Source organism: Bacillus sp. R86525, from assembly GCF_042466195.1.
GTDB lineage: Bacteria > Bacillota > Bacilli > Bacillales > Bacillaceae_G > Bacillus_A > Bacillus_A nitratireducens.
This window is the reverse complement of record NZ_JAXHPX010000007.1, coordinates 2767785-2792199: the sequence shown is the minus strand read 5'-3', so window position 1 is coordinate 2792199 and position 24415 is coordinate 2767785. Positions and strand designations below refer to the sequence as shown.

22 protein-coding genes, 1 pseudogene, 1 riboswitch and 1 other annotated feature are annotated in these 24415 nt (G+C 31.8%); of the genes and pseudogenes, 5 read left to right on the top strand and 18 right to left on the bottom strand.

The annotated features are described in order from the left end of the window. Positions 1 to 37: 37 nt before the first annotated feature. Positions 38 to 568, bottom strand: coding sequence for a DUF4269 domain-containing protein (locus SJY24_RS16980; protein ID WP_377865551.1), 531 nt, complete (start codon positions 566 to 568; stop codon positions 38 to 40). Between the two features lie 175 nt (positions 569 to 743). Between SJY24_RS16980 and SJY24_RS16975 the strand changes: the two genes are divergently transcribed. Further along, positions 744 to 1205 (top strand): DUF2306 domain-containing protein, encoded by a 462-nt coding sequence (locus tag SJY24_RS16975; RefSeq protein WP_377865550.1) that lies wholly within the window; start codon positions 744 to 746, stop codon positions 1203 to 1205. A 108-nt stretch (positions 1206 to 1313) separates the two neighbouring features. Here SJY24_RS16975 and SJY24_RS16970 read toward each other — a convergent pair whose 3' ends face one another. After that, positions 1314 to 2174, bottom strand: a complete 861-nt coding sequence (locus SJY24_RS16970; RefSeq protein ID WP_377865549.1) for a glycerophosphodiester phosphodiesterase — start codon at positions 2172 to 2174, stop codon at positions 1314 to 1316. A gap of 46 nt (positions 2175 to 2220) precedes the next feature. After that, a complete protein-coding gene (locus tag SJY24_RS16965; protein WP_377865548.1) occupies positions 2221 to 3021 on the bottom strand; it encodes a GNAT family N-acetyltransferase in 801 nt (266 codons plus the stop codon). A gap of 507 nt (positions 3022 to 3528) precedes the next feature. Between SJY24_RS16965 and SJY24_RS16960 the strand changes: the two genes are divergently transcribed. Beyond that, complete coding sequence (locus SJY24_RS16960) at positions 3529 to 4227, top strand: hypothetical protein (RefSeq protein ID WP_000189504.1); 699 nt, start codon at positions 3529 to 3531, stop codon at positions 4225 to 4227. A 195-nt stretch (positions 4228 to 4422) separates the two neighbouring features. Here SJY24_RS16960 and SJY24_RS16955 read toward each other — a convergent pair. Further along, positions 4423 to 4854, bottom strand: a pseudogene (locus tag SJY24_RS16955) (ester cyclase). A 244-nt stretch (positions 4855 to 5098) separates the two neighbouring features. After that, a complete protein-coding gene (locus tag SJY24_RS16950) occupies positions 5099 to 5482 on the bottom strand; it encodes a winged helix-turn-helix transcriptional regulator (protein WP_377865547.1) in 384 nt (127 codons plus the stop codon). Positions 5483 to 5625: 143 nt separating this feature from the next. Here SJY24_RS16950 and SJY24_RS16945 point away from each other — a divergent pair, with 143 nt between their 5' ends. Next, positions 5626 to 6495 carry an SDR family oxidoreductase gene (locus SJY24_RS16945; RefSeq protein WP_377865546.1) on the top strand — a complete coding sequence of 290 codons (870 nt, stop codon included), beginning with the start codon at positions 5626 to 5628 and terminating at the stop codon, positions 6493 to 6495. A 187-nt stretch (positions 6496 to 6682) separates the two neighbouring features. Here the strand turns inward: SJY24_RS16945 and SJY24_RS16940 are convergent, their stop codons facing one another. Continuing rightward, complete coding sequence (locus SJY24_RS16940) at positions 6683 to 7987, bottom strand: MFS transporter (RefSeq protein WP_377865545.1); 1305 nt, start codon at positions 7985 to 7987, stop codon at positions 6683 to 6685. A gap of 262 nt (positions 7988 to 8249) precedes the next feature. After that, a riboswitch (purine riboswitch) is annotated at positions 8250 to 8349 on the top strand. 58 nt (positions 8350 to 8407) lie between these two features. On the opposite strand from SJY24_RS16940, the gene SJY24_RS16935 reads away from it, so the two are divergent. After that, complete coding sequence (locus SJY24_RS16935; protein ID WP_377865544.1) at positions 8408 to 9574, top strand: MFS transporter; 1167 nt, start codon at positions 8408 to 8410, stop codon at positions 9572 to 9574. A gap of 116 nt (positions 9575 to 9690) precedes the next feature. Here the strand turns inward: SJY24_RS16935 and SJY24_RS16930 are convergent, their stop codons facing one another. Then, positions 9691 to 10914, bottom strand: coding sequence for a methyltransferase domain-containing protein (locus tag SJY24_RS16930; RefSeq protein ID WP_377865543.1), 1224 nt, complete (start codon positions 10912 to 10914; stop codon positions 9691 to 9693). Positions 10915 to 11560: 646 nt separating this feature from the next. On the opposite strand from SJY24_RS16930, the gene SJY24_RS16925 reads away from it, so the two are divergent. Further along, a complete protein-coding gene (locus tag SJY24_RS16925) occupies positions 11561 to 12133 on the top strand; it encodes a DJ-1/PfpI family protein (protein WP_377865542.1) in 573 nt (190 codons plus the stop codon). Positions 12134 to 12208: 75 nt separating this feature from the next. Here SJY24_RS16925 and SJY24_RS16920 read toward each other — a convergent pair whose 3' ends face one another. The 11 genes from SJY24_RS16920 to SJY24_RS16870 all read right to left on the bottom strand — a co-directional run bounded on the left by SJY24_RS16920 (position 12209) and on the right by SJY24_RS16870 (position 24403). Beyond that, a complete protein-coding gene (locus SJY24_RS16920; protein ID WP_000831936.1) occupies positions 12209 to 13015 on the bottom strand; it encodes a DegV family protein in 807 nt (268 codons plus the stop codon). A gap of 190 nt (positions 13016 to 13205) precedes the next feature. Then, a complete protein-coding gene (locus SJY24_RS16915) occupies positions 13206 to 13712 on the bottom strand; it encodes a DUF3189 family protein (protein WP_377865541.1) in 507 nt (168 codons plus the stop codon). Positions 13713 to 13791: 79 nt separating this feature from the next. Further along, positions 13792 to 14247 carry a CcdC protein domain-containing protein gene (locus SJY24_RS16910; RefSeq protein ID WP_377865540.1) on the bottom strand — a complete coding sequence of 152 codons (456 nt, stop codon included), beginning with the start codon at positions 14245 to 14247 and terminating at the stop codon, positions 13792 to 13794. A 205-nt stretch (positions 14248 to 14452) separates the two neighbouring features. Next, positions 14453 to 15046, bottom strand: coding sequence for a GNAT family N-acetyltransferase (locus tag SJY24_RS16905; protein WP_377865539.1), 594 nt, complete (start codon positions 15044 to 15046; stop codon positions 14453 to 14455). A gap of 4 nt (positions 15047 to 15050) precedes the next feature. Then, a complete protein-coding gene (locus SJY24_RS16900; protein ID WP_377865538.1) occupies positions 15051 to 16073 on the bottom strand; it encodes a serine hydrolase domain-containing protein in 1023 nt (340 codons plus the stop codon). 111 nt (positions 16074 to 16184) lie between these two features. Next, on the bottom strand, positions 16185 to 17423 hold the full coding sequence (locus SJY24_RS16895) for an MFS transporter (protein ID WP_377865537.1): 1239 nt from the start codon (positions 17421 to 17423) through the stop codon (positions 16185 to 16187). Positions 17424 to 17487: 64 nt separating this feature from the next. Next, positions 17488 to 17745: a binding site (T-box leader), on the bottom strand. 185 nt (positions 17746 to 17930) lie between these two features. Beyond that, positions 17931 to 20069, bottom strand: a complete 2139-nt coding sequence (locus SJY24_RS16890; RefSeq protein WP_377865536.1) for a penicillin-binding transpeptidase domain-containing protein — start codon at positions 20067 to 20069, stop codon at positions 17931 to 17933. A 236-nt stretch (positions 20070 to 20305) separates the two neighbouring features. Next, positions 20306 to 20905, bottom strand: a complete 600-nt coding sequence (locus SJY24_RS16885) for an undecaprenyl-diphosphatase (protein WP_002085252.1) — start codon at positions 20903 to 20905, stop codon at positions 20306 to 20308. A gap of 273 nt (positions 20906 to 21178) precedes the next feature. Continuing rightward, positions 21179 to 22168, bottom strand: coding sequence for a zinc-binding dehydrogenase (locus SJY24_RS16880; RefSeq protein WP_377865535.1), 990 nt, complete (start codon positions 22166 to 22168; stop codon positions 21179 to 21181). A 145-nt stretch (positions 22169 to 22313) separates the two neighbouring features. Continuing rightward, a complete protein-coding gene (locus tag SJY24_RS16875) occupies positions 22314 to 23732 on the bottom strand; it encodes a HAMP domain-containing sensor histidine kinase (protein ID WP_377865534.1) in 1419 nt (472 codons plus the stop codon). Next, the gene (locus SJY24_RS16870) at positions 23729 to 24403 is read right to left on the bottom strand and encodes a response regulator transcription factor (protein WP_377865533.1); all 675 of its coding nucleotides are present in this window, start codon (positions 24401 to 24403) and stop codon (positions 23729 to 23731) included. The genes SJY24_RS16875 and SJY24_RS16870 overlap by 4 nt, the downstream gene beginning before the upstream one ends. Between the last annotated feature and the right edge of the window lie 12 nt (positions 24404 to 24415).

Sequence of the window (24415 nt, the reverse complement as noted above, 5' to 3'; positions counted from 1 at the left end):
TCCTCTTTTTATAAAGAGGATTTTTTGTGTACCTTTTCTACCATAATCTCATTTCCTGTCCTAATAAAATAAGTTCTTTATAGGGATCACCATCAATTTTTAATACTTGCGCAAAAGCCGGTTCTGTTTTTACGCCTTGTTCTTTTAATTCAATTACTTCTTCTCTAATGTGTGGGTGCTGCATTAATAGCATGTGCTCCACTATCATATGTTTATATGCATTTTGGTTACGTACTGGCTGCGGTTGAGCAAATAATTCAAATTCAAAACCTTCAAATTGAAAATTCACCTTTATTGTTAAGATATTTTTAATGTTTTTCTTTTTCATTTCAAATCCTTCGTATGAGCCATACAATGATCTAATTTCCTGTTCAAAAAAATCATAATTATGTACTTCCATTACAATGTCTAAGTCAGAATAAAGGGTATCAATTCTAATAGGGATTGTCCCGCAAAGTACAGGGCTATATAAAGCTAAATCCTCCATTATGTTTAGTTTATTAATAACTTCGTAAACTTTTTGTTGCTTATCATTCCCAGATTGTAAATATGTAATAGATGTAAACATAGAAGTCTCTCCTTCATTTAACGTAATACTCGTCTCACTAAATTTGAGAAAAAATTTAATCATTCCATTTTGTTCTAGGGGTACCTGTATTTCAATATATTAAGCCGAACTAACAATATTTTTCAACTTTTCTCCTATACTGCAATACTATAAAAATAAAAAAGGAGGAATTTTTATGAGCATTTTTAATATGATTTTGACCATACACATTTTATTTGGAACAATATGCTTAATTACTGGTATCGTAGCGATGATTGCTCAAAAAAAGAAAGGAAAGCATACAGAATGGGGCGAAATATATCATGCATCCTATGTTGTTATAACCATTACTGCAATTATATTGTCCATATTAAATTGGGATAAAATCGCATATTTATTTTATGTAGCAATTATCTCCTATTCATTTGCGATTTACGGATATCTCGCAAGAAAACAGAGATGGAAAAATTGGCTAGGACATCATATTAGAGGTATGCTAGGCTCCTACATTGGTGCAGTGACCGCACTTTTAGTGAACATTGGGATGTATATTCCTATTATAAATTTACTATCACCAATATGGTTTTGGTTCTTACCTACCCTAATTGGCATTCCTCTTGTATCTAGTGTATCAAGAAAGTATAAAAAACAAAGGTAAAATTAATTACAGTTTAATTACCTTCTAATTTATTTTTATAAGGATAACCAGGAAGTGAAAATAAAAAAGAATCCAATAATACTTGGATTCTTTTTATTTATGATTTTTTTAAGACGATATTGAATGCAAACGATCCGGATAATTAGTAAACATCCCGTCTACACCCCATTTCAGTAACTTTTCCATATCTTTTTCATTATCTACTGTAAATGGATGAACTTCTAATCCATGTTTCTTTATTTTTTTCACATAGACTGCATCAATATATTTGTAGTTCATGCCTAGGCCAATGCAGTATGTTTTATAGTTTTTTATTTCTAAATCTGTTAATTGAACTGCTTTTTTATATGATAATAATTGTACTAACGGTATATTGGTATTTAAACTATGAATCTTCCGTAGACTTTCTTCACTAAATGATTGAATAATAACTTTATCACTTATTTGATAGAGATTTATAATTTCTAATAACTTTTCTTCCATTCCAGGATATTCATCTGGTGATTTTGTTTCGATATAATAATTAGCATTATGTCCAAACGTTTCAATGATTTCTTCTAGTGTTGGAACCTTAGCATCTTCAAATTCTTTCTTTGCCAACTTTGGATACTTTTTATTGAAAAAAGAACCTGCATTTAGTTTCTTTATTTCTTCTAATGTATGTTCTTTTACTAACCCCGCACCATTTGTTGTACGATTTAATGTTTCATCGTGCATAGCTACTAAATGTCCGTCTTTTGTCATTTGGAGATCTATTTCTATATAGTCACCTTTTAATTGCTGTCCTAATTGATACGCTTCTAATGTATGTTCCGGTGCATATGCAGAAGCCCCTCTATGCGCAATATTTTTAATATGATTTGATTGATTAATAGCTTTTGTATATTTTTGTTCATTTACTTGCTGAAAAACAAAAGTGCTAATTACAAAAAAGAAACAGATGATTGTAATTATAGATATTTTCTTCATAACGGTATGTTTACTCCTATATTTAAAGCGATGTGATTCTGATGAATTATTCAATTAAATGTCGATTTTCAAAAACTGTCATTTGTCCTACAGCTTGAAAGCCAGATTTTTTATAAATATTTATTCCATCAGGTGAAGCTTGTAAAATGCAGTAAGTATCTTTTAGTTGTTTTGCTTCTTGAAGTAGGAAATTGAACATAATAGAACCAAATCCTTTTCCTCTCATTTCTTCTCTAGTCGCTATATCATAAATACCGACGCTATCTTCCGTACAAACTAAAGAGCCAACGGATACTACCTTCCCTTTATAAAGGCCTAAGTATAGTTTCATGGCATCACTATTCCATAAATCTAAAGAAGCGATTTGATTATAGTATGCTTGTACGTGAGTACCTTCGGTTGATGTACCGAATAAAGCTGCTAACATTTCGCCAAATTGTTGTATTTGTTCTGGCGATGTTGCTTTTTCTATTGTAAAACTTACTGGAATGTCTATTATTGGATGAATTTTTCTTAAGTCTGCTACCATCGCGATATTCTGTTCTGCTTCTTTTAAACCAAGTTTAATTAATTCGCTTTTTATAGTCTGTTCTTGCATATCATCCCAAAACCAAACACTCATTGGAAATTTCTTTTGATTATAGCATTCTACCTCCTTATATAATTCCTCGATCCCTTCCGTTACATTACTATTTAGTAGTGTAATAATATTAAATGTATCTGCAGGTAATCCGCAGTCGACAGTAATGTAATCCTTCGTTTCTTTTACATCCATTCCATTTACCCGCCGCGCAATATATGAGGTTTTATATGTAAAATTGTCTATTAGTACCTGTTTATAATTCATTAATTTTGCTCCTCTTATAAAAATTCGTCTTCGAATCCTTCAGTATTAAATATAACATATAAGAAATGTACCTATTTCTATAAAAATATCTCTATAAATCACTCTTTGCGCCCTAAAAGAATTAAAAATGATATAACGTTGTCGGAATGAAAAAAGTGGTATATAATAAATATTAACATTACTAGTAATTATTTTAGGTATTCCTAGAATAAAGGAGCGATACATATGAAAATTACTATTTATTTCGGAAGTCATGAGGATCAAGATGTTCGTACTATGGACTGTCATTTAGATGTAGAAGATACAGAAGAGATTGTTTCTGTATCATAATATAAATAGTTGGGATGAACCCTCTTCCCTGCAGCGTTTAAGGCACCTTTTCAGGTGTCTTTTTTATTGTTTTTTTCGTCAAAAACCCTTTACTTTAGAGCGTTTTAATAGTAAAATATAAATATACGAACAAACGTTCTTTTTATTTTAATTGTACATGAAGGGATGATTCTAACAATGACTCAAGCAAAGCGCAGAGGAAGAAAAAAGCAAACACCTATTATTTCAAATACAGGCTTTATCGGCTCTGTCTTTATTGATACATTGGAGTTACAAAAGAAATCCTATTATTTCGCTCGTAAAAAACTTCAAATTGTGCATCACGTACTAGATGGTCTATCTGGAGCAACGAGTGCATTATTTAAAGAACATAATATCGCTGCATACATGTCATGTGTGTATTTACATAAACAAAAGAAAATCGGCTTCGTTCTTTCAACAAAACCTTTTGAACAAAGTGATGGTGTTTCTTATTTTATAAATTATTTGATCGAAAAGAATTTTTATGGTGACGAAGATATTGAATATCAAGAAGTATTTAATACAGGTTTTATTGGTGTAGTATTCGCGGATTTATCTAGTATAGATCGCTTTAATTTTGAGTTTGAAATGGGTATGTTAACGAAATTAATGAAAGATATGATTATTCCTGTTAAAGAGCTCTTTTTACGCCACAATGTACCGGCTTACATCTCCACTTCTCATTTAGAGGAGCAAAATAAATTAGGTTTCGTTCTTTCTGTAAAGCCATACGATGAACGTGCAGAAGCAGATTTATACTTCGAAACATATTTAAAAGAACGTGGATTATTTATTGGTGATGAAGAGGATGATATTGATAAGATTGTTATTAGAAAGACAGCTGAATTACGATAGAAAAGTGTAATGATAATAAATTTATTTAATTTTGATATAAAAACATAAGAGCCTTTCTGCAATAAAATGCAGAAAGGCTCTTTAAAGTTGTTTGATTTTTACGGATTTCGCGATACGGGAAATCCCATATCGAACGATTGTGTTAACAAATTTTGTATAGTGCTTTATTTTTCTATTACTCTTAAAAATTAGCTACTAAGTATTTTTAATATTTTTATTGAAATCAAATTGATTTTGAATTCCTGACCTATCAATTTGAATCCAATACTCTGAAATTTTCCCATCTTCTATTCTATACACCGCACTTGCCATTTGAATTATCGGGAGTCCTGTAGGTTGATATCCATCGATTTCTCCTAGATGTGTACCTACTTGTTTCCAACGTACATACACTTTACTTCCTTATACTAAAAATTCTTGAATTTCTAAAGAGAAATCTCCATATACTTCAATCATCTCTCTTACATGTTCAGCATAATCTTTAGGTGTTCTGCAAACTGTTTGTTCTTCTTCAGATACAATTTGATGTGCCAATACTTTTTCTGCCATTAATTGATTTGAATAGTCAGGATTATTTCCTGAACGTACTTCTTCAAAAAATTTTCTAACGATTTGTTCTGGCGTCATTTAAAAACCCCCTTATTAATAAATCCAATATTAATCATATCACAGTTTATTTTAATCTAACTATTAAAGTAAACTGCTCCGTGTGTACAATAAAAAACAAAGCTCCTACTTTATTAAGATATTTCATTTCGGTTGATCTTTTTTAGAAACGTTGCAACTTTATTCGAAACATAGTGACTTTATTCAAATTCACATCTACTTAGTATAAGGTTCTCGGTTATTAGTGTAAGTTATTTATAATTTATTAGTCCTTATGCTTTTCATACATCTCTATTTTTTTATTTAGTAAATCTTTACCCCAGACTTGTATTGCTTCTAATACAGGTATAAATTTTTTCCCCTGCTCTGTTAAAGAATATTCTACCTTTGGTGGAATAACTTTATAAACTTCTCTGTGTACTAGCTCGTCCTCCTCAAGCTCTCTTAATTGTCTAGTTAAGATTCCTTTTGAGATACCAGGTAACATCCTCAATAATTCATTAAACCTAATAATTTCATTTTTTCTTAAATGCCACAAAATCACGATTTTCCATCTGCCTGCAATAGCATTTTGGGTAACTGTTAATGGACAAATTTCTTGCTGTGTTTCTTCAGAAACCGATTCATCTTGATAACTAAAACGTGCCATAATAAAATCTCCTTTTTCTCTAAGTACTATTTTTATTACTATGTTACTAAATTGTGCCTACTTACATAAATCCTTCTTAAGAAATAGTATATGTAATGTATACAAAAATCAAAAATAACGCTGTATGTAACGGAGGAGATTGTATGAAAGTTTTAGTAACAGGTGCAAACGGAAATTTAGGTTCTAAAATTGTGGAATATTTACTTACCAAACTATCAGTTGAAGAAATAATTGTTGGTGTACGTGATGAAAACTCTGAAAAAGCACTTAGCTATAAGGAACAAAACTTAGAAGTACGTGTAACGGATTTTGAAAATCAAGAAACCTTGTTGTCATCATTCAAAGATGTCGATCGTTTATTCATCATGTCAACATTCGGTGACTTTGATACAGTTATACGTCAGCATACAAATGCAGTAGAGGCTGCGAAAGTAACAGGTGTAAAACAAATTATTTATCCAAGTGTTACAAGAGCAGAAGGTAGTGATTTCTTCCTAGCAAGCATGCATAGAGCACGTGAAGTAACAATTATTGAATCAGGTATTCCTTATGTGATTCTGCGTAACAACTGGTATGTAGAAAATGAACTTGGAACAATTCAAAGCTGTATGGCTAGCGCCCCTTGGATAACTTCTGCGGGTGAAGGGAAAATCGGTTGGGTATATCGCCCAGATTTAGCTGAAGCAGCAGCGAATGTTTTGGTAGCTAATGGTCACAAAAATAGAATTTATGAACTTTCTGGTGAGAATTTAACACAACAGCAATTTGTAGATACATTAAGTGAAATATTAGGAAAAGAAATTCCTTTATTAGAAGTAGATGACTCTTCTTATGAAGAAATGTTAAAAGGTGCCGGAGTACCTGCAGCCTACCTTCCAATGTTAGTAATGACTCAAAAAGGGATTCGTGAAGGAGGATTAGAATCAACACATACCCATTTAGATTTCTTATTAGAACGTCAGGCTACACCATTAAAACAAGCATTAACTCATTTATTGTTAAATACAAAATAGAAAAATCTAATAATAAATTTTGTATTTAACAAAGTGCCAGTCCACAGTTGGAATGGCACTTCTTTATTACTGCCTTTACTTCGCCCATCTATTACTGTAGTTAAAGAAGTATTTTTAAACAACATTATTATTTTTTAATGGCCTTTATTGCAAAATAAACATCTTTTTTGGTACTTAACAAATTCACTTAGCTACGCAAAACATTATAATCTTTTGAATGAATTTCTAAATTCAACTTATTTGAGTAAGCCTTATTCAAAATAAGAAATACTATCCCTCCTACAATTGGAATAGTGTAGGCTGGAATATAATTTAATAATAGACCTGATAGTGCCATTGCTATAGGAAGCATCATTTTCCCTAAACTTAATCCAATACTAAGCACTCTTCCCCTATATTTATCAGGAATCTCTTTTTGCATGAAATAAATTAAAGGAATATCAATCAGCGCTATAAAAATTCCTAAAAAGAACATAACAACACAATACGTAATAACGTATACAAAATCATTTACTTCAAAACTTTTGAATAAAACTGGAATTCCTGAAATAATCATAAAAACTGCCAGCATAGAACTTAGCTTTTTCAAAAGATAAGAGTAAGAAAAACGATCAGTTATCTTTTTCACTAAAATTGCACCAATTATCATCCCTACTGGAAAAGTCCCTTGAATGATACCAAATTGCTTAGAACTAAGATTGAGAACTGTGTTAATAATGTATGGCAATGGTACAGTTACAGCAAACCCTAAGAAGAAATTAAGTGAAATTAAAATTCGAAACGTATTCTTTAAGCTTTCCTTTTCAATTAAGTATGAAAACCCCTCTTTTATATCTTTACTAAAATTAATTCTCTTTTTTGAGCATTCCTCATTTATGTTGAAATCGAACAGTTTAAAATGAATAAATAATATGGATATACCCGAAAGAATAAATGAAATACCGTTTATAATTATAAAAATCTTAATATCAAAGACTGCAAAAACGATGCCACCTAACATAGGACCGAGAATTAAAGAAACAGAATCGATAATTTTACTTATAGAGTTAATACTCATAAGCCTCTCTTTAGAGACGATATTTGGTTTTGCGGCTTCTAATCCTATTCCAAAAAATGTTGTAAATACCGTCATAAGAAAGGTAGTAGTATAAATGATGAATAAATTTAATCCATAATAGCTGCTTAATATATAAACCGTTATTAATAAGCAGCCACTTAGTAAATCCATACAAACAACAAGTATCTTTTTATCAACCTTATCAGCAACTACACCGGCAAATGGATTCATAACAATCATTGGAATCGTTCCTAATATGAGCGTAAGCGCAAAATTAAATGCTGACCCAGTTATTTGTAAAACATATAATCCTAATGCGAAACTATAAATAGAACTACCAAATATAGATACTGTTTTCGCAATTGAATAGAGACAAATATTTTTTAGTTCTTGATTACTTTTTTTATTTTCTACATGTAATCGTAAACTTCCCATAACTTTTCCCTCCCGCTGAACTTTGTATTACGTACAGTGTAAGTTCTCGGGTTAACCCAATATCAATATGTTGTGTTTAAAAATTACTACAAAGAAATAAAAAAAGATGGGGTTAACCCCATGCATATCAACTGAAGGTTTTAGCGTCTTCCTACAATGATAAAAATAAAATGATTACCATAAAAGACATAGGATCATGTATACGAATGCTAAATTTTTTATTGAAATGTAAAAAGTAATATGTTATCTTCTATTACATTGATTAATTACATATGAGAAATCATGTATAACTCCAAGAATATGGCTTGGGGGTCTCTACCAGGAACCATTAACTCCTGACTACAAAATGCGTCTTTTAGCGTTTGTAGTCAGGAGTTTTTTTGTTCTAAGGTAAATAATTTAGAGAAGGGAATACAAAAAATGAATTTTAAAGTTTTTATATTAGCTTTAGCAACAATAGCAGTAGGTCTTGTTGAGCTAATTGTTGGAGGGATATTGCCAGACATCGCTAAAGATTTTGGTGTTTCATTAAGTTCTGCTGGTCAACTAATTACAATTTTTGCCCTTACTTATGCTTTAGCAGGTCCTGTATTATTAATTTTCACAAGTAAAGTGGAAAGAAAAAAATTGTATATTATTTCACTTTACATTTTTCTAATTGGTAATATACTCACTTATTTTAGCCCTAACTTTACTTTTATGATGATAGCAAGAATCTTAACGGCTATGAGTACTGCTTTAGTGGTAGTACTTTCACTTACAATTGCAGCTAAAATCGTTAATCCCTCTTACCGAGCAAAAGCGTTGGGATTAATTTATATGGGCATTAGTTCTTCGCTTGTTCTAGGGGTACCATTAGGAATATTAATTTCAAACACATTCGGTTGGAGAGTAATTTTTTTATGTATAGCTATTTTATCATTGGGATCCATTATCCTAATTTCGGTATTTTTAGAGAAAATACCTGGAGAAGAAAACCGAACTCCTTTATCTATCCAATTAAAAGCTGTTTGTAGTCCAAAACTAGGGTCTGCACATCTAGCTACTATGTTTATGTTAGCAGGACACTATACTTTATATGCCTATTTTACTCCTTTTTTAGAAGAGAAGTTTCATCTAAGCCCTTATTGGATTAGTATATTTTATTTAGTATTTGGTATAGCTGCAGTAAGTGGCGGGGCTTTCGGTGGCGCATTATCAGATAAAATAGGTGCTCAAAAAAGTATTGTAATAGTTATTACTTTATTTGCTTTACTCCTATTTATATTACCGTTCACGACAGTTTCTATTAGCCTATTTATTCCTGTTATGATAGTCTGGGCTGCATTGAGTTGGGGCCTTGCACCACCTCAACAAAGTTATTTAATACAATCTGCCCCAGACACATCAGATATACAGCAAAGCTTTAATAATTCCGCTCTACAAATAGGAATTTCACTCGGGTCTGCAGTTGGAGGTATAGCTTTAAAACAAGTACATGATGTCGCTAACATGGCCTGGGTTGGCGGATTTCTAGTCCTTCTATCTTTAGGTTTAGCTATCTTTTCTATTACTAGACATACGTTGACAAGAGAATGCCATTTATAAGTAAAAGAAGAAGTAAATCGCTTGTATTATTAAAAAGTCCGGTTATTAAACCGGACTTAAATTTCAAAAAACAAAAATACAACTTTTCTATGTCACACAATCAGGTAGCGATGGGGTTAACTCCATCTTTTTCCGAAAAATGAATATGTATAAATTTCTTCTCCTTGAACAAAGAAATCCTCGTACTTTCCACCTCGATCCAAATAATTTGAAGTTCTTTCATGAATCAATTGAAACTGTAGATTTTGGATTTCTTTCGTTACTTTTGAAAGTGTAAAATTTTCTCGAAATCTAGTTTCAATTTGGCTGTTTATGCTAAAATTTTTAAATAAAATAAATAAACTTAATAAATAACAATCCGTTTTAAAAAGTGGATTTAATTCGTGAAGTAAAAAATCCTCATGCTCAAAACTATAATTACTAGTACCAGACTGATCAATTACAATATCAACAGACTGATTCTGAATAGGTATACTTAAAAAATCAGCACAGATAAAGAGAATGTTTCTTTTCGGGTTGCTTTTTTCTAATACATCTTTTAAAAATAGTAGTTTATTCAAATCTCGATCAACTGCAATAAATAAGCAATCCTCGGGTAGTTCTTCATAAATATTTCGCAAAAAGAACCCAAGACCTGATCCTATATCAAGTAGTGTTTTGTTATTTAAATCTAATTGCATTAGTTTCTTCTTCGCCCATTCTCCTTCTCTATGCATATTTTCCAAATATGCAGTATCAGTTTCATGAATATAATCTGAAATAGAACTTTCAAATGAAGATTGCTCATATGCTTTAAATAAATTGCCAGCTGTTAGAATACCTGAAGTAATAATGTATTCTTCCCCACAGTTACAAATTAACTTTCCCTCTGTAATTTGATTGCAATTAATAATTCCATTTTGAAGAATTAGGTTTTTACTACACTTAAAACATGTAAGTAAATGAAGTACGCTTAAATCTATCCCAATAATAGAATTCGGAGTTTCATTTGTTAGCGATAAATCATTTAACACTTCTTTTAATTTATCCCTTCTTTCCTCTAAAATTTGTATTTCTTGTTCAAACATTTCGTATTTCGATTTAAATAAAGATTGGTAAAGAGTATCTTTTTCGTAATTCATAGATTTTGCTAAATTTTGATAAAGAAAAAGTTCTTTTATTTCATTCAAACTAAAACCTAGCCATTTGCACTCTAATATAAGCTCTATATCTTTTTGACAATACTCATCAAAAAAATAATGGCCACCCTTCTTTTCAGGAATAATCAGTCCGAGATCCATATAATGTCTAATTGTATCAATACTTATGTTATTTACTTCTCCAAACTTACCAATTTTCATAATATCCCTACCATTTGTATATATTTTTATATAGATTTCTATTTTTATCTTTAAAAATCCTTTTATCTCTCTATACAACAGAATTTAAGGTATGTATAGGATATTTCAATGCCACATATTTTATAAGTGTATAATCTTCTATTTAATAAAATATACATGTAAACGGATATCATCGCCTCTCCTTTATTTAACCAGTGGAGCAGGACTACTGTTCTAATGAAACAAAATACCCCCTAATAACGATAAAACATGTTTCTTTCTATGAACTTCTAAGAAAGGATGACGCTTTTATTTCTATTTCTGTATGTGATGAATTACACCAACTTGCTCGAGAAAGTTAAAGATTCTCATTTCCAAATACCTTACGAGTTATTGCTAAAAATGTTGGCTTTGTAGAACGAATCGGTAGAAACCAAGCAGAAGATTTAATTGATTTATATGTTTGGGTGAGTTAAAAAATTGCTAACACCTCTTTCAAATGCATGGAATATACAGGGATTTATAACTTAATATAGAACATAAACAGGAGAAGTTCATCTTGTAAATAAGGGGACATACTTATGGAATTAGAATCAAATGTTAAAGCAATTGTTTTATCAGAAAAGTTAATTGGCACTGGTAACAACAGTAAGGGGTGGATTAGAAAATGAAAATTGCAATAGTCTGTTTCGATAACTTTACTGATATAGATGTTTTTCTACCATGGGATTTATTAAATCGTGTACGTTTAGTTGGCGGTATTTCTGATTGGAATGTCCAACTATTAGGAACGGAAAAAACTCATATATCCATGTCTGGCTTACGTATTCCCATGACAGGAAGCATATCAGATATTCCTTCTGCTGACGCTGTAATATTTGCAAGTGGCAAAGGGGTACAAGATTTATATAAAAACCAAGAATATATTACTAGTATTCATGTAGATCCTCAAAGACAATTAATAGGATCTATGTGTTCTGGTTCACTACTACTAGGAGCTAAAAAATTGCTAACTGGCAAAAAAGCAACTACATATCCATCCGCAGTAGAACAGCTTAAAGAATTTGATGTAGACGTTATTGAACAAAGTTTCGTAAACGAAGGAAATATCTCGACTGCTGCGGGTTGTTTTGCTGCTCAAGATCTCTCAGCTTGGATCATAAGAACTCTAATTAATGAAGAAATGGTTGATACTGTACTAGAAACGGTTCAGCCAGTAGGTAAAGGTTTATATTTTTAATTTCAACTTGATGGCGACGTGGTGTGTCCCATTTTCAAATAAAAAAACCCGTGAATCATTCACGGGTTTTTCCTTTTAATAACTAATTGCTATTGTACCTTCACCTGCATGAACAGCAAATGAAATCGGTAATGGATATAGTTTGAAATCCATTTCAGGAAATGATTGTTTAATATCTGAAATCCATTCTTCAGCTCCATCTTTATCGTTAGCATAGAACATATGAAGTACTTTTGGTAATTCTTTTTCAAGCTCATTTTTAATGTATTCTCTACATTTTTGTATTTTACGCACTTTCTTTTCAAGTAAAAGTTCTCCGCCTTTTACTTCTAAGATTAAGTTGACACTTAATAAACTTCCAAGTAAAAATTGAACTCCCTTTACACGACCACTTGCATATAAACCTTTTAAGCTCTTTGGAAATACATAATAAGGTCTTCTTTTTTCATCTACTAATGTTTTGTGTATATCTTGTAAAGTCATACCATCATTGTATAACGTCTTAGCTTTTCTCATAAGTTCATCCATTGGATAACTTGTCGTTTCACTATCTAATACAGTTAAAGGGAAACCTGCCATATCAGCAGCTAGCTTCATATTTTGATAGGTCCCACTTACTTTTCCGCTAATAGCAATTGCAAATCCTTCTTCATATTCTTCTTTACATTTCGTAAATAACTCTACCATTTCTCCTATGTTAGGTTGTGAAGTAGTAACCGTTCTTCCGTCATTTAACGCTTCATAAAGACGTTCATGAACTCCCTCTTCGCAATCTTTATACGACACTCCATCAATAATAACTTCAATTGGGATAACAAAATTATCTCCTTCTGTTGTAAAACTCGCAGTTGTACTATCAGTAATCCAAGCAACACGCTTCATGTTGTTCCTCCCTTATTCAATTCCTCTTTTCTGACTTTTCTATATATTTATCTTATGAAAAGAGAATATCCCCTGTAATAGTAACAGGACTTTAATATTTTGGCTATAGAAGATGTATAATAAATGTGAATATTTTTTGTCTATTTGTCAAAAAAAGAAGACCGCGAAATTTTGCGGTCTTCTTTTAACATTACTTAAATTTTTCATTATCTAAAATTACAACATAATCATTTGTCAATCGGCCAGCTTCTTTCGTATAATTAACAAGCCTTTGTATGTTATCACAGCTAAGTTTTGCTCCCCATACGAGTAGTGGTACGCCGATAAAGTCGATGTGGAACCTTCTAGAAAACAGACCACCGAAAGTCATTGGTAAAGGAACTGTTGGTGATGTATTAGAAAAAATAATCTTTTCATGGCTGTGATAATGTTTTTGCAGAATCTCTCCTAAATGTTTCATCGCAGGTACAACGACTTTGGATGCCCCGCACCCAATTGTATATACAGGATTCCCATATTCATCTTGTCCATGGAAAATAATCTTTCCCATGTCCTCTGTTTTCAATTTATTAAAGTAATCTACATTTAATATTTCTTCTTTCGTTAACTTACGATCCGTTGGCAATTTATTTAAATGATAAGCTGCAGCAAGTGCAGTTGAATGTGTTCCGCCGAAATCTGTGTAAATGAATATCATATTATCATCCCTTGTTGTAAAAGTTCAATGTTATTTAGTATTACCGTTCACAGCATCGTTAAACAAGGGATAAGTGTCTTTACACTTTTTGTGTTAATTCATTATATTTTTTCCAAATATAATATCGTCTACTAATTACTGTACCTAATGTGATGCATAAAAAGGCATTCGTTACAACCATTAATGTGTAATGAGTACTGCTAGAAAACATACTTTGCTTAATTACAATTTTCGCACCTAAAATAACAAGAAGAATAATTGTGCTTAACCAATTTCCTTTCCGTAATACATGACCTGTTTCATTATCTATTCGAAATGTTAAAGCTTTTCCTCTAATAACTCCAAGAACCAATCCAATTCCGAGCATTGCAACGAATAGTAGTAATTGTAATATAGTTAATTGTCCCATATGAATAATGGACTGGATTGTTACAAAGCACAACAAAGCCGGAACGAGCCAAATGCGATTAATTTTCACTTTACGTTCCTTACTTTGCATTAATACGATAATAAGAATAACGAGTAAAATATCCATTTAGTATCCACCTATACACTTGTTTACCTATAAAAATTATATTCTCCTTTTTTTATTCCATACTTGAAATGCAATAGCTACTTCAAATTGTAAAATATGGAATGTGATTTCCCATCAGTCTGAAGCATTATTTTTAAAAATAAATAGACGTACTTTTTACTCGTACGTCTTTAGTACCTTTGTTTTATAAATAAAGGTTTTCTAGTTAACTAAAATACTTTTCAAAACAAAAACAATCATGAACCCGCTTAAATTGTTTTCGTATCTCTTCTTTATTTTCACCTGTATAATGAGAAAATGTTTGGACTGGATATAACTGACCTAAATCACTTTTCATTACACCTTTTATCACGTCTGTATGATCAGAATATACGTGTAAATATGAATCTACGTTTACAAATCCATTCTTTTCATACCATCCATGTACCCATAGGTTGTCCCTAGTCCATGCTTCTAATCGATTTAGGTTAAGTTCTTTCGCTAACTTTTCTGTCTCATTTAATAGTTGATTACCAATTTTCATTCTACGGAAATCCGGATGAACTGCAATATGCCAAATCATGCCGCCAAGACCAGTCCCTCTTGAACAAACTGTACGTTCTTCTAATTCATATTCAATATCTATTAAACCCACAATTTGATTTTCAAATACAGCTACTAATTCAATAGCAGGATTTTCATATTTTTCTTTCTCTCTAAATACATTATCGTAATATGCTGTATCTAAAAAAGATAACACACGGCAACGTACCCAACCGGCTTCATCCTCTTTTCTATACGCTCTAATTTTTATATCCATATAATTAAAAAGCTCCTTCTATTTCTGTCATTAATTTTTCGGGTCCTGCTCCTTTATTTGATGGAATAATTAATGTAATTCCTAAGTCTGGATATACGGCCGAGCGAAAACTGACGCCTGGATCATATCCCATTACATGATATTTGAATATCTTGTTTTTCCTTGTTTCAATCCATATTCCATAGCCGTAAGACTGATTATTATTTACTTGAATGTGAGGAGTTAAAAGTATTTTTGTATATTCTCGGTTTATGATTTCATAGTTAAATAACGCTTCCCAGAACTTCAGCATGTCTGGCGCAGTAATAAAAGCTCCACCATCAGAACCACCTTTTATCGGAATAGAGTAAGTATTTGTTCTCCATTTTTGGCTATTTACATCTTTTATATATCCGAGAGCTGTGTGTCTTGGTAATCTATCTAAAGAGAAATAACCGGAATCATTCATACCTTTTGGAATAAATAAGTTTGTTTCTATATATTCCGTAAAATCAAGTCCTGTTTGTTCTTCTATAATTAATCCAAGTATGATAAACCCAGCATTGTTGTAGTGAAACTTACTTCCTGGTGCAAACATCATATCTCTATTTTGAAATAATGGTAAAAAGTTTTTTAAACTTTTTAATAGATACATAGGAGTTTCTTTCCAAAGATCCTCAAAGTTATCCAAAATACTTTCATCAAAATAATCTGGAATGCCTGAACTATGCGTCAATAGGTGATGTATTGTAATATCTTCATTGAAGTTTGGAAATTTAATACTTAAACACTCTTTTAACTTTGTATGAAAACTAATTACACCTCTTTCAACAAGTTGACAGATACCGATAGCAGTGAATATTTTACAACCGGAGGCAATTCCGAACCTTGTTTGTGGCGTATTGTTTATACATTCATTTCGATTTGCGTAACCAAACGCTTTTTCATAGACTAAACCTTTTTCTTCTTTCACTAAAATTACCCCAGAGAAATCTATTTGCCGATGTATTTCTTTTACAATGTTGCCTATTTGATCTTTTGTTTTCATTACAAAAATCACCCTTGTTTATCAATATTGTTCTCCCTTCTTATATTTCCATATGTAGGAGGGAGAACCCTCCTATTGAACACCATAAGATCTAAATTAAAACCAAGAGAACTATTTCGAATTTATTGACTCAGAGGAATGCACTTTAGACTGTGATGGCAATAAAGTAAACACATACAATATGATAGTTATAAGGAACATGATTGATGATCCTACAATAACTACAAGTTGTATAGAAATAAATTGAGTTGCAACTCCGAATAGAATCGTAATCAAAATGGTTATGACCGCAATAACAAGCCCATATATACTCCCGATCCGTCCCATCAAATCAACAGGAACATTATTTTGATAAAATGTGTAATACCCCGTATACGCATATGCCATAGAGAAAGATAATATAAAGAATCCAATAGCAGCTATTAAAAACCCATTTGAAAAGGCATAAATCAAATATCCGATTGCGATGAATAATGATCCTATTCCAATTAGAAATGAAGGTGCTAATTTTCTTGATAAAATTGTATTTGTAATGGCACCTAAAATATAACCCGCTCCAGCAATACTAACTAAAAAACCATACTCACTATCTGTTAACAATAACACTTCTTTCGCAAATGATAGTTCAAGAGAGTCATTCGCGGTAGCTATTACCATCATCCCCTGAAATAATAAGTACACACATACGACATACAAAGACTTTCTACTAAAATTTAAAACTATGTTCCAATCTTTTTTTAATACGGCTAGAGATAGCTTATCGCTTGATGTATGCGAATCGTATTTTTTATCTAGATTAGGTAAAAGTAATGTGATTAACCCTGATAAAAGAAACGCTATAGCATTCATATATATTGCAAACTCTGGTGTACTCGCAATTAATAATACTCCTGCTACCGCCGGCCCAATTAAAGATGCACCAGATCCGATTAAAGTACGTAGTGAGTTAAAACGTTGTCTTTGCTCTACTGGGATTAACTTTGTCATATATGTCATAGCAGTGGGCTCATAAATCGCACTGGCCATGCTTATAAAAAATACTATGAGATAGACAATCCAAAGGGATGGAACTAAAGGTAAAATAGCGATAAATACTGCACGATATATATCGAGGTGAATCATTAACTTTCGTTTGTTTAAACGATCAATCATACTTCCTGACCAAGCATTTGTAAATAAAGTGCCTAATGGTTTAATCACATATAAAGTAGCAACAGCTAAGGCTGAATCTCCCATATTATAGACAAGTATATTCAGTGCTATTAGGTAAACCCATGCACCTAAATTCGCAATACCAACTCCGGACAGTAGTAATAAAGGATATTTCCAATCTTCAAGTAATTTTTTCACTTTAGGCCCCCGCTTTCCAAATTGTTTTAAAACAATAAAAAAATCCCCCCCCAAGACTTTTAGTCTTAGGGACGAGATTTATCATCGCGGTGCCACCCTAGTTTGTTAATATGTCGCCATATTAACCTTATCAGGTACTACATTTTAAAAATGCCTATACCTTAGCTCTATAACGGGAGCTCCCGTCACTCCATCCCCTTATTAAAGGTTCCGGTGTGCTGCTCAGAGTCTTGGTTCAATAAAGGATTTTTGCTCCTTTTCAGCTAAATGGAGCTCTCTGTGAAAAATACATTTTATTTACTCTTCTCTTCATTGCATGTAATTTTATCCATATTATCATAGAGGTTTTATATTGTAAATGATTTAAAAGAATAATCTGTTTTTTCAAACGAAGCATCCCCTATAATTTTTTGTATTTTTTATTTAATAAAGAATACGGTGCGTGAAATTGCTTGTAATTTTATTAAAAAGAGCCTATTATGTTCTAGGCTCTTTCGAAATTCTATATTAATCTGCACTTGCTTCTGCTAATGGTTCTAGAGGTGGTTCTAAATCTATTTTTAAAGTATCTCCTTCTTGTATAACTTGTCCTTTTTCAATACTTTGCCCGGTTACATACCCTGTGCCTATTGTTTTTAAATCTAATTTCAGAAGCTTGGAGAAATACATAACATCACGCATTGACCAACCTTTTAAATTAGGCATTTCCACATTCTTCCCTACTAGAAATATACGATCTCCTTCACTCATTATTTCGCCAGGCTGCGGATATTGTTTTATTATCTTTCCTTCTCCTAATAATACTGGCTGAAGTTTTTCTTTTTCTATAATATTTTTTATTGTATCTATCGATTGGTTCACATAATTTTGTATTTTTATTTCAGATTGTTTCGTTGCATCAGTCATTTGTTTTTCTGTATATGGTTTTACTTTTAAATATTCTAGACTATTTTTCATAACTGGTTTAAAAATTTCAGATAGAGGCTGAGCACCGTACTCATCGCCCTTTAATTTCGGTTGTTTAATAGCTAAATATACGACTAACTGCGGGTCATCAATCGGAGCTATTCCTAAGAAAGAAAAAATATAATTTTCTTTCCCTTCCATATATCGTCCATTTGCAGGATTAGGGATTTGTGCTGTTCCTGTTTTACCGCCAATTGAATAACCATCAATTTTATACATCGTTCCCGTTCCTTTTGATGAAGTTACTACTCGCTCCATTAAACCCCTAACCTTTTCTGATGTTTCTTTTTTTATCGGATTCCCAATTTCTTTAGGTTGATTTTCCATAATAACTTGTTTATTTGTTGGATTTACAACCTTATCAACAATATAAGGTTGCATCATTTTCCCGTCATTTGCTATAGCTGTGGCTGCTTGTATTATTTGAATAGGAGTTACAGTAGATCCTTGGCCGAAAGAAGTAGTAACTTGTTGAATTTGAGTATTTAACAATAATGTATTTTTACTTTCTCCAGGTAAATCTATCCCTGTTTTTTGATTGAAACCAAATTTATTCATATATTGCTTAAATTTATTTGGTTTCAGTAACTGGTCTTCTAAAATAGAAAAAGCAACATTCGATGACCGTTCAAACCCTTCATCAAATGTAATTGAGCCCCATCCATATCCTCCATTATGATCTTTGATTTCTGCTGAACCAACTGCGTATTTTCCTGATTGGAAATATTCTTTTCCGTTGTATACACCTTCATTTATTGCGGCAGCTAATGTGAATATTTTCATTGTAGACCCTGGTTCATATGCGTTCGCAATTGGATCATTTAAAAAATATTCAATGTCTCCTTTGTTAGGATTATAACTAGGCTTACTAGACATAGCTAAAATTTTCCCGGTTTTTGGATCTGCTATAATACCTACTAACATAGAAGGCTCATAGTGTTGCTCAGCTTTATTCATCGCTTCTTCTAAAAAACTATTAATTTGTTTATCAAGCGTAAGATATACGTTATTTCCATTTTTAGCAGGTTCTACTTTTCCTATATCATTTGTAAGTGGGATTCCTTTTCGTGAACCTACATATGAAACATTACCATTTGTAGAGCGCAAATATTTATCCAAACTTTCTTCAAGTCCAAACTTCCCCACCGCATTACCTTTATCGTCTGGTCTTGCAAAACCAAGTATATACGAGGCGAAATCTTCATTTGGGTATACTCTGGCTTTTTCTGTTGTGAAAGATACACCTGGTATTTTCAAGTTTTTAATTTCTTCCTTCACTTCTCTAGATAAGTTACGTCCAATTTTACCAATTTCAACTTGTGTACGTCCTTCATGAAAGTTTTTCATGATTTCCTCTTTATCAACTTCAAGCGCATCTGCTAAACGTTGTGCAGTATCTTCTTTATCTTTTAATTTATCTTTTCCTTTTAAGTTTACAACGATGCGATATGTCGTTGAGTCTTGGACTAATACTTTGCCGTTTTGATCATAAATTGTCCCGCGATTTGCCTCTAAAACTCCATTTATGTTTTGTTGTTCCTTCGCAAGATCCTTTACATTAACATTATGCACGACTCCTACCGCTTGAATATAAAATATGCGTAAAAGCATAGTAAGAAACAAAACAATAAAAGCAATCATCATATATCGAGCGCCTTTATTCGTTTGAAGTTTATGCATATTTATCTCCTTTCTTTTCCAATGTATTAATGCAAAGATGTGTTACTAAATATGTTCTTTATTATATTAGATACTATATTTTTCGAAGTTTTTTTAGTAATTCCTCTATAACTATAAGAAAACTAGCTATGTTGCTATTTGTTTTTTATGAATTTATCTTTTTAAAATAAAAATACGGTAAGTGAAATTTAAGAAATTTCAAATAAAAAGAACCTACTTTTTGTAGGTTCTTCAGATTAAGCTATATGGTTATATTTCGCTAAAAAAGGCACCCGTTTTGCTACTAGTGCATACATTTTGAAAATAAAACTAGCTAACGGTTCAAATATACGTGCACTTTGCATTACTAATCCACTTGTAATAAATGTTAAGAATGCAGCACCAAGTATATCTAGAGGATAATGAACGCCTACGTACATGCGTGATACACCGACTAATATTGCCCATATTAACGCGATATATTTAAGTTTTTCTCCTCTAAGAATAAATACGAAAGCAATCGAAAATACAAGCACAGAATGATCACTTACAAATGATGAATCTGCTGCATGCGGTACTAATTGATTTACATGATGTGTTATAAAAGGACGCGGATGGTAATATACCGCATGTATAAGAACATTTACTAATAATGCAATACTGACTGAAAGTGTCGTATATAACACTGTATATTGTTTTCTAATTGCATTCTCTTTCTTTCCATTATTGAACCATAGGATAAGCATGAATAGAATAGCTACATATGGAACACTATTTGTAATAGCGATCATTAGCGTATCTAATAGCTTGGATGATCCAGCAAAGTTATTAATCCATTGAAATACTGTGTAATTCATATTACTCTCTCCTTATTATTACTCATTGTACTTTAAATAAAGATACAAGTGTTCTTGATTTACACAGTATACAACATCAATATGAAAATGGGCTTAAACTTTTCTCATCTAATTCTCATTTTATTACTATTCATTTGACAATCGTGTAACTATTTACAAGAGCTAAGTATGTATAAAGGTTGTAAAACATTTTAAATAGTATGGTAAACACTCTATGCATGAATATAATACTTAACATGTTCATTTAAATATAATTTCTCTGAAATCATATTTTCATTCCATACGAAGGGCAATATTACCGAATTGTTCTCCTTGCTGCATTCGATTTAAAGCTTGAATTGCTTCTTCTAATGGATATACTTTATCAATGATTGGTTTAATATTATGTTCCTCTATAAAATGAATCATCGCATTAAACTCTTCACTGCTCCCCATTGATGTTCCCATAATATCGATTTGATTATAAAATAATGCTCGTAACGGTAATTCAATTTTATCTCCTGAACTTGCACCAAAGTTAACGATTCTTCCATTTGGTTTTAATATATCAAAATATTTTAAGAAAGTCGCCGGACCTATACTATCTATAATTAAATCCACTTTTTCTCCATGTAGGCATTCTTCCCAATTACCAGAACTATTAAAAGAAAAGTCTGCACCATATTTTTCAGCAGCCTTTCTTTTACTCTCTATCCTTGAAGTAATACTCACCTTTGCTCCAATTGCTTTAGCAAATAACATAGCATAAGTAGCTACACCACCGCCAATTCCCGGAATTAGGACATGTTCTTCAGGTTTTAATCTGCCTTTTGTAAAAAGTGCTCTATATGCAGTTAATGCCGATAAAGATAATACACCAGATTCTTCCCACGTAAGATAAGGTGGCTTTTTCACTACATTTTCAGCCGGCACAATAACATATTCGGCAAACGCTCCATCGACTGGTCCACCTAGTACTTCAGGTAACTCTGGTATTTCATGAGTATTATTCCATCCAATACTAGGATTTATTATAACCTCTGTATGTAGTGCGATATTTGAAACATCCTCTCCTAATTCCGTAACAATACCTGCACCATCTGATCCTAAAATTAAAGGTAATTCCATATTTTTTCTATTATTCATTATAAATAAATCACGATGATTTAAACCTGCTGCTTTTAATTTCACTTTAACTTCCCCCACATTAGGAGTTATCTCCGGTGATAATTTATATTCTAAACCTTCTAAACCTTTTTTATGTTGATGTACAATAGCTTTCATTAATTATTCCCCCTTAATCCTTTCAATGTACTTTAAATATCGAAATAAATAAAATAATTTGATTACTAAGCATCAAAAAAGGAGGAAATACAAAATGTATTCCTCCTTTTAAAGAGTATTTTCAAAAAGAATTTTTTACCTTTAACTATTCATGTGTAGTATCAGGAAGTGTAATTGTAACAATTGTTCCTTCGTTTTCTTTACTCTCTAATTGAATAGCTCCGTTATATTTTTCTACAAGCCTTTTGGCAATTGATAAACCTAGCCCATTTCCACCTTGTTTTCGGCTTCTCGCTTTATCAACTCTATAAAAACGGTTAAGAACAAATGGTAAATCTGCTTCAGGTATTCCTGTCCCATGATCTATTATTCGGATTTTAATTTTGCCTGACCGCATACTTGATTCAATGCAAATATACTTATTAGCTTCTTTTGTATATTTCACTGCATTATCCATTACAATAATAATTATTTGTTCTAAGTAAGATGATGGTATTGAAACATACGCTTCATCTGCATCCAATTTCATATCAAATTGAAAGTCAGTTTGCAGTATTGCAAAGTTTTGAGTAACTTGTTTTAATACGCTATTAACATGGACTTGTTCAGATGCTATAGGATGCATCTGTTCTGATTCGGCTCTTGATAGCTCTAACAGTTCTGAAACTAATTTATTTAATCGATCTACTTCTTTTAAACTGGATTGAAGGGATTTATCCAATACTGCTGGATCATTTTTCCCCCATCGATTTAGCATCGATAAGTGCCCTTGAATAATTGTTAATGGTGTTCTTAATTCATGTGATGCGTCTTCTACAAACTGTTTTTGCTGTGTAAAAGAAGTTTCTACTTCATTCATCATTTCGTTAAAAAGAATCGATAATTTTGCGAGTTCGTCATTATTTTCTCGTACTGGAACCCTTTCATTTAGTCCATTTTTCTTAATACGCTTCATCGTTTCTGTTATGTTCTGAACACTCGATAAAAGCTTTTTCGTTATAAGTATTCCGCCTAAAAAACTAAACACTAATCCACATATTCCTGCAATAGCCATTACTACTAAAATTATTTTTAATAAATGATCAAATGTCTCTAAGTTTTTCGCAAGCTCAATAGTTCCAGTAAATTTCTTTGTTTGAATGGGTATACGCTCAACTAATATTCGATCTTCTATATGTCTTTTTATAAATGATTCATCTTGCGTAACCATTTTGGGTTCTATCCACATTTCATTAAAATCTCTCGAAACGGTGACAATAGGTTTTCCGTCATTTCCTATAATACGAATCATTTGATGCTTATCGATCATGTTGTTTAGAAATTCTTTACTATTTTCAAATGTTTTGCTCGAGAGCGTATCATTTTTATCTTGAAAATATGCCGCTATTTCTGTCACTTGTCTGTTTATTTGTTTCTGTTCATAATCTATAGTCCACTTATTAATAACAATGAATTGTAACGTGCTATACAAAATAAACAAAATGAATACGAGTGCAGTGGACCAAAGTGTTAATTTCCACTTTATAGGTAGATTTCGAATCCGGTACATAATATTCTTTATCATTTCATTATATATCCAGCACCGCGTACTGTTTGGATATACTCCTCCTTATCTACACTATGTAACTTATTACGTAAGTAACGAACGTATACATCGACTATATTTGTCTCGACCATTGCATCATATCCCCATACTTGATCCAGTAAAATATCACGGGTAAGAACTCGATTAATATTTTTCATAAACATAAGTAATAGCTCAAATTCTTTATTTGTAAGTTCAATTTCTTCATTTCCTTTAGTTATAGTTCGAGATTCAATTTGAAGCTGTAGATCTTTAAACGTAAGAAATGATACGTGCTTTTGCTCTGTATTTTCTTCGCGCCTAAAAATAACTCTCATACGTGCTAAAAGTTCTTCTATCGCAAACGGTTTTGGAAGATAATCATCAGCTCCACTATCTAACCCTGTCACACGATCCATAATACTATCACGAGCAGTCAACATGATAATAGGTGTATTTTTAGTTGCTCTTAGTCGCCGACATACTTCCAGCCCATTTAATCCTGGTAGCATTAAATCAAGTAATATGAGATCGTAATTCTTTTCAAGTGCTGCGTCTAATCCTTTTCGTCCATCAAATTGTATATCTACTTTATATCCTTCATACTTTAATTCCAATTCTAAAAAGTCCGCTAAGCTTTCCTCATCTTCAATAATTAGTATTTGTTGCAACGATACTTCCTC

Excerpts from the sequence above, each read along its gene's own strand:
- SJY24_RS16980 (WP_377865551.1), bottom strand. The coding sequence starts at position 568 with ATGTTTACATCTATTACATATTTACAATCTGGGAATGATAAGCAACAA.
- SJY24_RS16975 (WP_377865550.1), top strand. The coding sequence starts at position 744 with ATGAGCATTTTTAATATGATTTTGACCATACACATTTTATTTGGAACA.
- SJY24_RS16970 (WP_377865549.1), bottom strand. The coding sequence starts at position 2,174 with ATGAAGAAAATATCTATAATTACAATCATCTGTTTCTTTTTTGTAATT.
- SJY24_RS16965 (WP_377865548.1), bottom strand. The coding sequence starts at position 3,021 with ATGAATTATAAACAGGTACTAATAGACAATTTTACATATAAAACCTCA.
- SJY24_RS16960 (WP_000189504.1), top strand. The coding sequence starts at position 3,529 with ATGACTCAAGCAAAGCGCAGAGGAAGAAAAAAGCAAACACCTATTATT.
- SJY24_RS16950 (WP_377865547.1), bottom strand. The coding sequence starts at position 5,482 with ATGGCACGTTTTAGTTATCAAGATGAATCGGTTTCTGAAGAAACACAG.
- SJY24_RS16945 (WP_377865546.1), top strand. The coding sequence starts at position 5,626 with ATGAAAGTTTTAGTAACAGGTGCAAACGGAAATTTAGGTTCTAAAATT.
- SJY24_RS16940 (WP_377865545.1), bottom strand. The coding sequence starts at position 7,987 with ATGGGAAGTTTACGATTACATGTAGAAAATAAAAAAAGTAATCAAGAA.
- SJY24_RS16935 (WP_377865544.1), top strand. The coding sequence starts at position 8,408 with ATGAATTTTAAAGTTTTTATATTAGCTTTAGCAACAATAGCAGTAGGT.
- SJY24_RS16930 (WP_377865543.1), bottom strand. The coding sequence starts at position 10,914 with ATGAAAATTGGTAAGTTTGGAGAAGTAAATAACATAAGTATTGATACA.
- SJY24_RS16925 (WP_377865542.1), top strand. The coding sequence starts at position 11,561 with ATGAAAATTGCAATAGTCTGTTTCGATAACTTTACTGATATAGATGTT.
- SJY24_RS16920 (WP_000831936.1), bottom strand. The coding sequence starts at position 13,015 with ATGAAGCGTGTTGCTTGGATTACTGATAGTACAACTGCGAGTTTTACA.
- SJY24_RS16915 (WP_377865541.1), bottom strand. The coding sequence starts at position 13,712 with ATGATATTCATTTACACAGATTTCGGCGGAACACATTCAACTGCACTT.
- SJY24_RS16910 (WP_377865540.1), bottom strand. The coding sequence starts at position 14,247 with ATGGATATTTTACTCGTTATTCTTATTATCGTATTAATGCAAAGTAAG.
- SJY24_RS16905 (WP_377865539.1), bottom strand. The coding sequence starts at position 15,046 with ATGGATATAAAAATTAGAGCGTATAGAAAAGAGGATGAAGCCGGTTGG.
- SJY24_RS16900 (WP_377865538.1), bottom strand. The coding sequence starts at position 16,073 with ATGAAAACAAAAGATCAAATAGGCAACATTGTAAAAGAAATACATCGG.
- SJY24_RS16890 (WP_377865536.1), bottom strand. The coding sequence starts at position 20,069 with ATGCATAAACTTCAAACGAATAAAGGCGCTCGATATATGATGATTGCT.
- SJY24_RS16885 (WP_002085252.1), bottom strand. The coding sequence starts at position 20,905 with ATGAATTACACAGTATTTCAATGGATTAATAACTTTGCTGGATCATCC.
- SJY24_RS16880 (WP_377865535.1), bottom strand. The coding sequence starts at position 22,168 with ATGAAAGCTATTGTACATCAACATAAAAAAGGTTTAGAAGGTTTAGAA.
- SJY24_RS16875 (WP_377865534.1), bottom strand. The coding sequence starts at position 23,732 with ATGATAAAGAATATTATGTACCGGATTCGAAATCTACCTATAAAGTGG.